This is a genomic window from Sandarakinorhabdus oryzae, from assembly GCF_009733735.1.
Taxonomy (GTDB): domain Bacteria; phylum Pseudomonadota; class Alphaproteobacteria; order Sphingomonadales; family Sphingomonadaceae; genus Sandarakinorhabdus; species Sandarakinorhabdus oryzae.
Map to the genome: position 1 here is coordinate 1 of NZ_WNJP01000182.1, position 5,188 is coordinate 5,188.

6 protein-coding genes are annotated in these 5,188 nt (G+C 68.2%); all 6 read left to right on the plus strand.

Annotated elements, in window-relative coordinates:
* On the plus strand, positions 1-648 hold a 648-nt coding region (locus GJ693_RS17025), incomplete at its 5' end, for a hypothetical protein (protein WP_197042200.1).
* 4 nt (positions 649-652) lie between these two features.
* On the plus strand, positions 653-1,684 hold the full coding sequence (locus GJ693_RS13640; protein ID WP_156256829.1) for a tetratricopeptide repeat protein: 1,032 nt from the start codon (positions 653-655) through the stop codon (positions 1,682-1,684).
* Entirely contained in the window at positions 1,684-2,169 is a 486-nt protein-coding gene (locus GJ693_RS13645; protein ID WP_156256830.1) for an A24 family peptidase, read from the plus strand. The genes GJ693_RS13640 and GJ693_RS13645 overlap by 1 nt, the downstream gene beginning before the upstream one ends.
* A gap of 75 nt (positions 2,170-2,244) precedes the next feature.
* Positions 2,245-3,054, plus strand: coding sequence for an enoyl-CoA hydratase/isomerase family protein (locus GJ693_RS13650; RefSeq protein ID WP_156256831.1), 810 nt, complete (start codon positions 2,245-2,247; stop codon positions 3,052-3,054).
* Entirely contained in the window at positions 3,054-4,232 is a 1,179-nt protein-coding gene (locus GJ693_RS13655) for an acyl-CoA dehydrogenase family protein (protein ID WP_156256832.1), read from the plus strand. Before GJ693_RS13650 ends, GJ693_RS13655 begins: the two co-directional genes overlap by 1 nt.
* Positions 4,232-5,188 (plus strand): acyl-CoA dehydrogenase family protein (locus GJ693_RS13660; protein ID WP_156256833.1); only part of this gene is annotated, 957 nt, incomplete at its 3' end. The genes GJ693_RS13655 and GJ693_RS13660, both read left to right, overlap by 1 nt.

Below are 5,188 nucleotides of genomic sequence, written 5' to 3' on the forward strand. Positions count from 1 at the left end.
GCGCGTGCCATTGTGCCGGCTGCACGGCTGGCGGGTGGCGTGCCGACGGCGCGCCTTGCTGCCACGCTTGCCGCTGCCGCGACCGGCGTGCCGCAACTGGCGGCGCCAATCACGCTGGCTGCCGACGATGACGAAGCGGCGGTTTCGGCGCCCGCTTCTGCTGTTGTCGAAGCCCGGCTTGGCGATCTGGCCACGCTGACCATCCCGCTTGCGACGCTGGCCGTCGCCGATGCACCCTCGGCCAGCGCCATCAACCTGCAATTGCCGCAGGTGATCAGCGTTGGCGATGCGCCGCCCGAACTGGCGCCACACGCTGCCCAGGCTGATCTGGCCCCGGTTGCGGTGCTGCAGCCGGCGTCTGTGGGACCACTGCGGCTGCTCGACCTGGCGGCTCTGCCCGAACTGGCGACGGCAACGCCAATGCAGCGCCGGCCATTCGCGCCGGTGGCCGGCATCGCGGTCGACTGGTTTGCCGGCTTTGACTCCTCGCGTTTTGCCGAAGACCCGGTGGAGCGTGCGCACCAGCGGCTGACTGGTGCGCTGTCGGCCCAGGCCGACCTGTCGGTGATCGCCGACAGCCAGGCCGTGCGCCTGGCCATCGCCCGGCTCGAAGCCCTTGTCGCCCGCATCGGAGACCTGCGTGCCTGATGGCATGGACCCCATCAGCCTGCCGCCGGAAGCCGCGCCGCTGCTGACCCCCCTGGCCCTTCCCGAGCTGGACGAGCCTTCAGGCGATGCCGGCGGTCGTTTTGACATGCTTCACCGCCTGGCCTTCGGCCTGTTGCTGCTGGCGCTGGCGCTGACCCTGCTGGCCCCGGCCGCGCTTTCGGCCCGCGAGAAGCGCAAACCGGAGCCGATTGCACCGGTGCTGCCCGTCCCGCCGCCCACCCCGCAAGCGCTCGCCCTGCTCGATGCTGCCATCGCCGATGGCCGGCTGCCGGATGCCCGCAACCTGATCGCCCCGATGTGGGCCAGCGGCACGCCTGATGTGCTGTTGCGCGGCGCCGAGCTGGCGCTGGCCGGCGATTCCCTGCCGGAAGCCGCCGAGGCCTTCACCGGCCTGCTCGATGGTCCGCTGGCCGCCCGTGCCAAGCAGGGCCTGGGCATCACCTGGCTGCGCCAGGGCCACGACAGCGAGGCCAAGGCGATGCTGGAACAGGCCGTGGCCGCCGATCCCGGTCTGGCCCGGGCCTGGAACGCGCTGGGCGTGCTGGCCGACAAGGCGCGTGACTGGACGACCGCCGATGCCGCCTATGCCAAGGCCGTTGCCGCTGCGCCGCAGGACGGCACCATCCTGGCCAATCGCGGCTGGTCGCAATTGCTGCGCGGGCATCATGTCGCCGCCGAACGCGATCTGGTCGCGGCGCTGAAGCTGCAGCCCGGCCTGAAGATGGCACGCACCAACCTGGCGCTCGCGCGCGCCATGCAGGGCCGTTACCAGGAAGCCTTCGTGCTCAGTGACAAGACCACGCTGGCCAGCGATCTCAATACCGTCGGCTATGCCGCCATGACGCGCGGCGACCTCGCCATCGCCGAAGCCTATTTCAACCGCGCGCTGTCGCTGAACCCGCAGTTCGACCGCACCGCCTGGGCCAATCTGCAATATCTGGCCGAATTGAAGGCGCAGAAGCTGCGCGAGCCGACCGGCGGTCCAGTGGCGCCGCAGCGGGACGGCCCACGCTGATGAGCCTTGCCGACGCTGGCCTGCTGTTGATGGCGCTGTCCGTGCTCGCATCGGCGGCATTCGATCTGCGCACCTTTGAAATCCCCGACACCATCACCGTGCTGATCATCATCGGCGCGGTGTTGTTCGGGCTGGGCACGCCGGGTTTCGATTGGGCCAGCCACGCGGCGGCCGGCGGGCTGTTCTTCGCCTTTGGCCTGCTCGCCTTCACGCGCGGCTGGCTGGGCGGCGGCGACGTCAAGGTGATGACCGGCTGCGCCTGCTGGGCGACGCTGGGCAACCTGGCCGAACAGGTGGTGCTGATTGCCATTGCCGGCGGCGGCCTTGCCGTCATCCTGATCCTGCTGCGCCGCAGCCTCGCCATGGCCGGCGTCACCGGTGATGATGCGCCGCGCCTGGTGCGGGTGGGCGCGCATCTGCCCTATGCCGTGGCCATCGCTGCCGGCATGACCGTCTGGAGCATGCGCCACTTGCCGCTGCCCTGAACGCTCGCCGCCACTGCGGTTGACCGTCTGCCCGCGCTGCGCCACCCTGCGGCACAATCATGGGGAGGCAGGCAGATGGCACTGCTCGAAAACTATCAGCGCTTTACGTTCACGCGCGGCCAGTTCGGCCACGATCGGGTGCTGACCGCCACCATCACCGGCAACAACCCGGTCAATGGTGTTGACGAACCGATGCACCATGAACTGGCGCGCGTGTTCACCGAATTGCAGCAGGATCGGGACAGCGACATCATCGTGCTGACCGGCGCCGGTCGCGCCTTTTGCGCCGGCGGCGACTTCGACTGGTTCGAAGAGCAGATTGCCCACCCCGAGCAGTTCCGCGACATCGGCTGGGATGCGAAACGCATCGTCACCAGCCTGCTCGACATCGAAAAGCCGGTGATCTGCCGCATGAACGGCGCCGCCGCCGGCCTGGGCGCAACCATCGCCCTGCTTTGCGACATCATCGTGGCCGATGAAAATGCCGTCATCGGCGATCCGCATGTGAAGGTCGGGCTGGTGGCGGGCGATGGCGGCGCAGTGATCTGGCCGCAACTGATCGGCTATGCCCGCGCCAAGGAATTTCTGATGACCGGCGACCTGATCAAGGCGCCGCGCGCGGAAGCCATGGGCCTGATCAACTATGCCGTGCCGACTGACCAGCTTGATGCCAAGGTGACGGAACTGGTCGGCAAGCTGATGAACAATCCCAAATATGCGGTGCGCTGGTCCAAGGTGGTAGCCAACCAGCCGCTGCGGGTGCTGGCGCAGCAGCTGATGGATGCCTCCATTCCCTATGAGACGCTGTCCAACCTCGCCAAGGATCGGGCCGAAGCGGTGCGGGCGTTTCGCGAACGCCGGCCGCCGAAATTGACGGGTGAGTGATGGCACCGCCGCTTCCCCCCGTCACCTTCACCGACGAGCCTGACCATATCGGGCAATTGCGCGACACCATCCGCCGCTTTGTCGCGAGCCATGCCCCGCGGGAGGCCCGCATCCAGTGGGACCGCGATCACCGCTGGCCGCGCGATGTCTATGCCGAACTCAACAAGCTCGGGCTCACCGGCCTCACCATCGCGCCGGACTATGGCGGCGCCGGGCAGGATCTGGTCGCCGCCATCGCGGTGATCGAGGAACTGGCGCAGGCCGGGCCGTGCCTGGCCGGGCCCTATATCCACACCGCTTTCTATGGTGGCATGAACCTCAGCGAAAACGGCAGCGCCGAGCAGAAGGCGGAATTTCTGCCCCGGCTGGCGCGGGGCGAGCTGTTCTTCGCTTATGGCCTGTCCGAACCCGATGTGGGCGGCGATCTTGCCAGCGTCACCACCCGCGCGCGGCTGGAAGGCGACGAGGTGGTGATCGACGGCGCCAAGCGCTGGTGCACGGGCGCGGACTGGTGCCATTATATCTACACGCTGGTGCGCTCCGGTCCCGCCGAAGACCGCTACCGCAACCTGTCGTTCGTGCTGATCCCCACCGATGCGGCGGGTGTGCGCATGCAGGACATCCACCACGCCAACCTGCGCTACACGGCGAGCCAGGACGTCTATTTCGACAATGTGCGCGTGCCGACCGCCAATATTGTTGGCGGGCCACAGATGTGGAACCAGGGCTGGAAGCTGCTCGCTGGCCGCGCGCTCGACGTCGAAAGGCTTGAGATCACCGCCTGCGCCTTTGGCATCGCCCGCGCTGCGCTGGACGAGGCCTGGGACTATGCCCAGCAACGCGTGCAGTTCGGCAAGGCCATCAGCCAGCATCAGGCCGTGCGCCACAAATTGGTGGTGGCGCGAACCAAGCTGCAGGCGGCGCGGCACATGCTCTACCACGCGGCCTGGCTGGCCCAGGAAGGCCGGCCGTGCAGCACCGAGACCAGCATGGCGAAATTGTTCGTCGCCGATGTCGGTGTCGAGATCGCGCTGGCCTGCCAGCAGGTGATGGGCGCCTATGCCCTGTCCGACGCGTTCGACATGGAGCGCCACGTGCGTGATCTGCTCGGCATGCCGATCGTCGGCGGATCGAGCGACATGCAGAAGAATAATCTCGCCAGCCTGTGGAAGCTGTGATGATCGCGCAAGCCTTGCTGGACACCGTCTCTGCCCGTGCTGCCGATACCGAAGCGCAGCGCCGGCTGCCGGCCGATCTCGCCACCGAACTGGCGCAGGCCGGAATGTTCCGGATGCTGGTCCCAAAGGCGCTGGGCGGCGCGGAGGTTGACGTCGCCACCATGTTCTCCACCCTCGAGCAATTGGGTCGCGCCGATGCCGCCACCGGCTGGTGTGTGATGATCGGCGGCACCACGGCGCTGCTGTCGGCCTGGCTGCCCGAAGACCATGCCCGCGCGATCTGGGGCGATCCCAATGTCATCACCGGCGGCGTCTTCGCGCCGATGGGCCGGGCAGAGGTGGACGGTGGCAATTATCGTGTCTCTGGCCGCTGGGCCTGGGCCTCGGGCAGCGCCAATTGTGCCTGGCTGCTGGGCGGCGCGGTCATCATGGACGGCGGCGAACTGCGCCGCCTGCCAAATGGCGCCCCTGATCACCGCATGATGGTGATGCGCCGCGACGAGGTCGAGCTCATCGACACCTGGGATGCGCTGGGCATGCGCGGCACCGGATCGGGCGACATGGCGGCCAAGGATGTGCGCGTGCCGCAGGGCCGCAGTGTCTCCTTCATGACCGACACGCCGCGCGAAACCGGGCCATTGTATCGCTTTGCGCCGTTCGGCCTGCTGGCGCTGGGCATCGCTGCGGTCGCCAGTGGCAATGCGCTGGGTGCGATGGATGATCTGAAGGCGCTGGCCACGGCCAAGAAGGGGCAGGGCAGCAGCCGCACATTGGCCGAACGCGGCGTTGTGCAGGCCGATTATGCCGCCGCCCATGCCGATCTCGACGCCGCCCGCGCGCTCGTCCATGCCGAGATCGCATCGGCCTGGGAGCGGGTTGTCGCCGGCGACGCGCTCGACCTTTCGGCCCGCGCCCGGCTGCGGCTGGCGGCGACCCGCCTCACCCAGGTCTCGGCG

Bases quoted from the DNA above. Each gene is read 5' to 3' on its own strand.
- GJ693_RS13640 (WP_156256829.1), top strand. From the start codon at position 653: ATGGACCCCATCAGCCTGCCGCCGGAAGCCGCGCCGCTGCTGACCCCC.
- GJ693_RS13645 (WP_156256830.1), top strand. From the start codon at position 1,684: ATGAGCCTTGCCGACGCTGGCCTGCTGTTGATGGCGCTGTCCGTGCTC.
- GJ693_RS13650 (WP_156256831.1), top strand. From the start codon at position 2,245: ATGGCACTGCTCGAAAACTATCAGCGCTTTACGTTCACGCGCGGCCAG.
- GJ693_RS13655 (WP_156256832.1), top strand. From the start codon at position 3,054: ATGGCACCGCCGCTTCCCCCCGTCACCTTCACCGACGAGCCTGACCAT.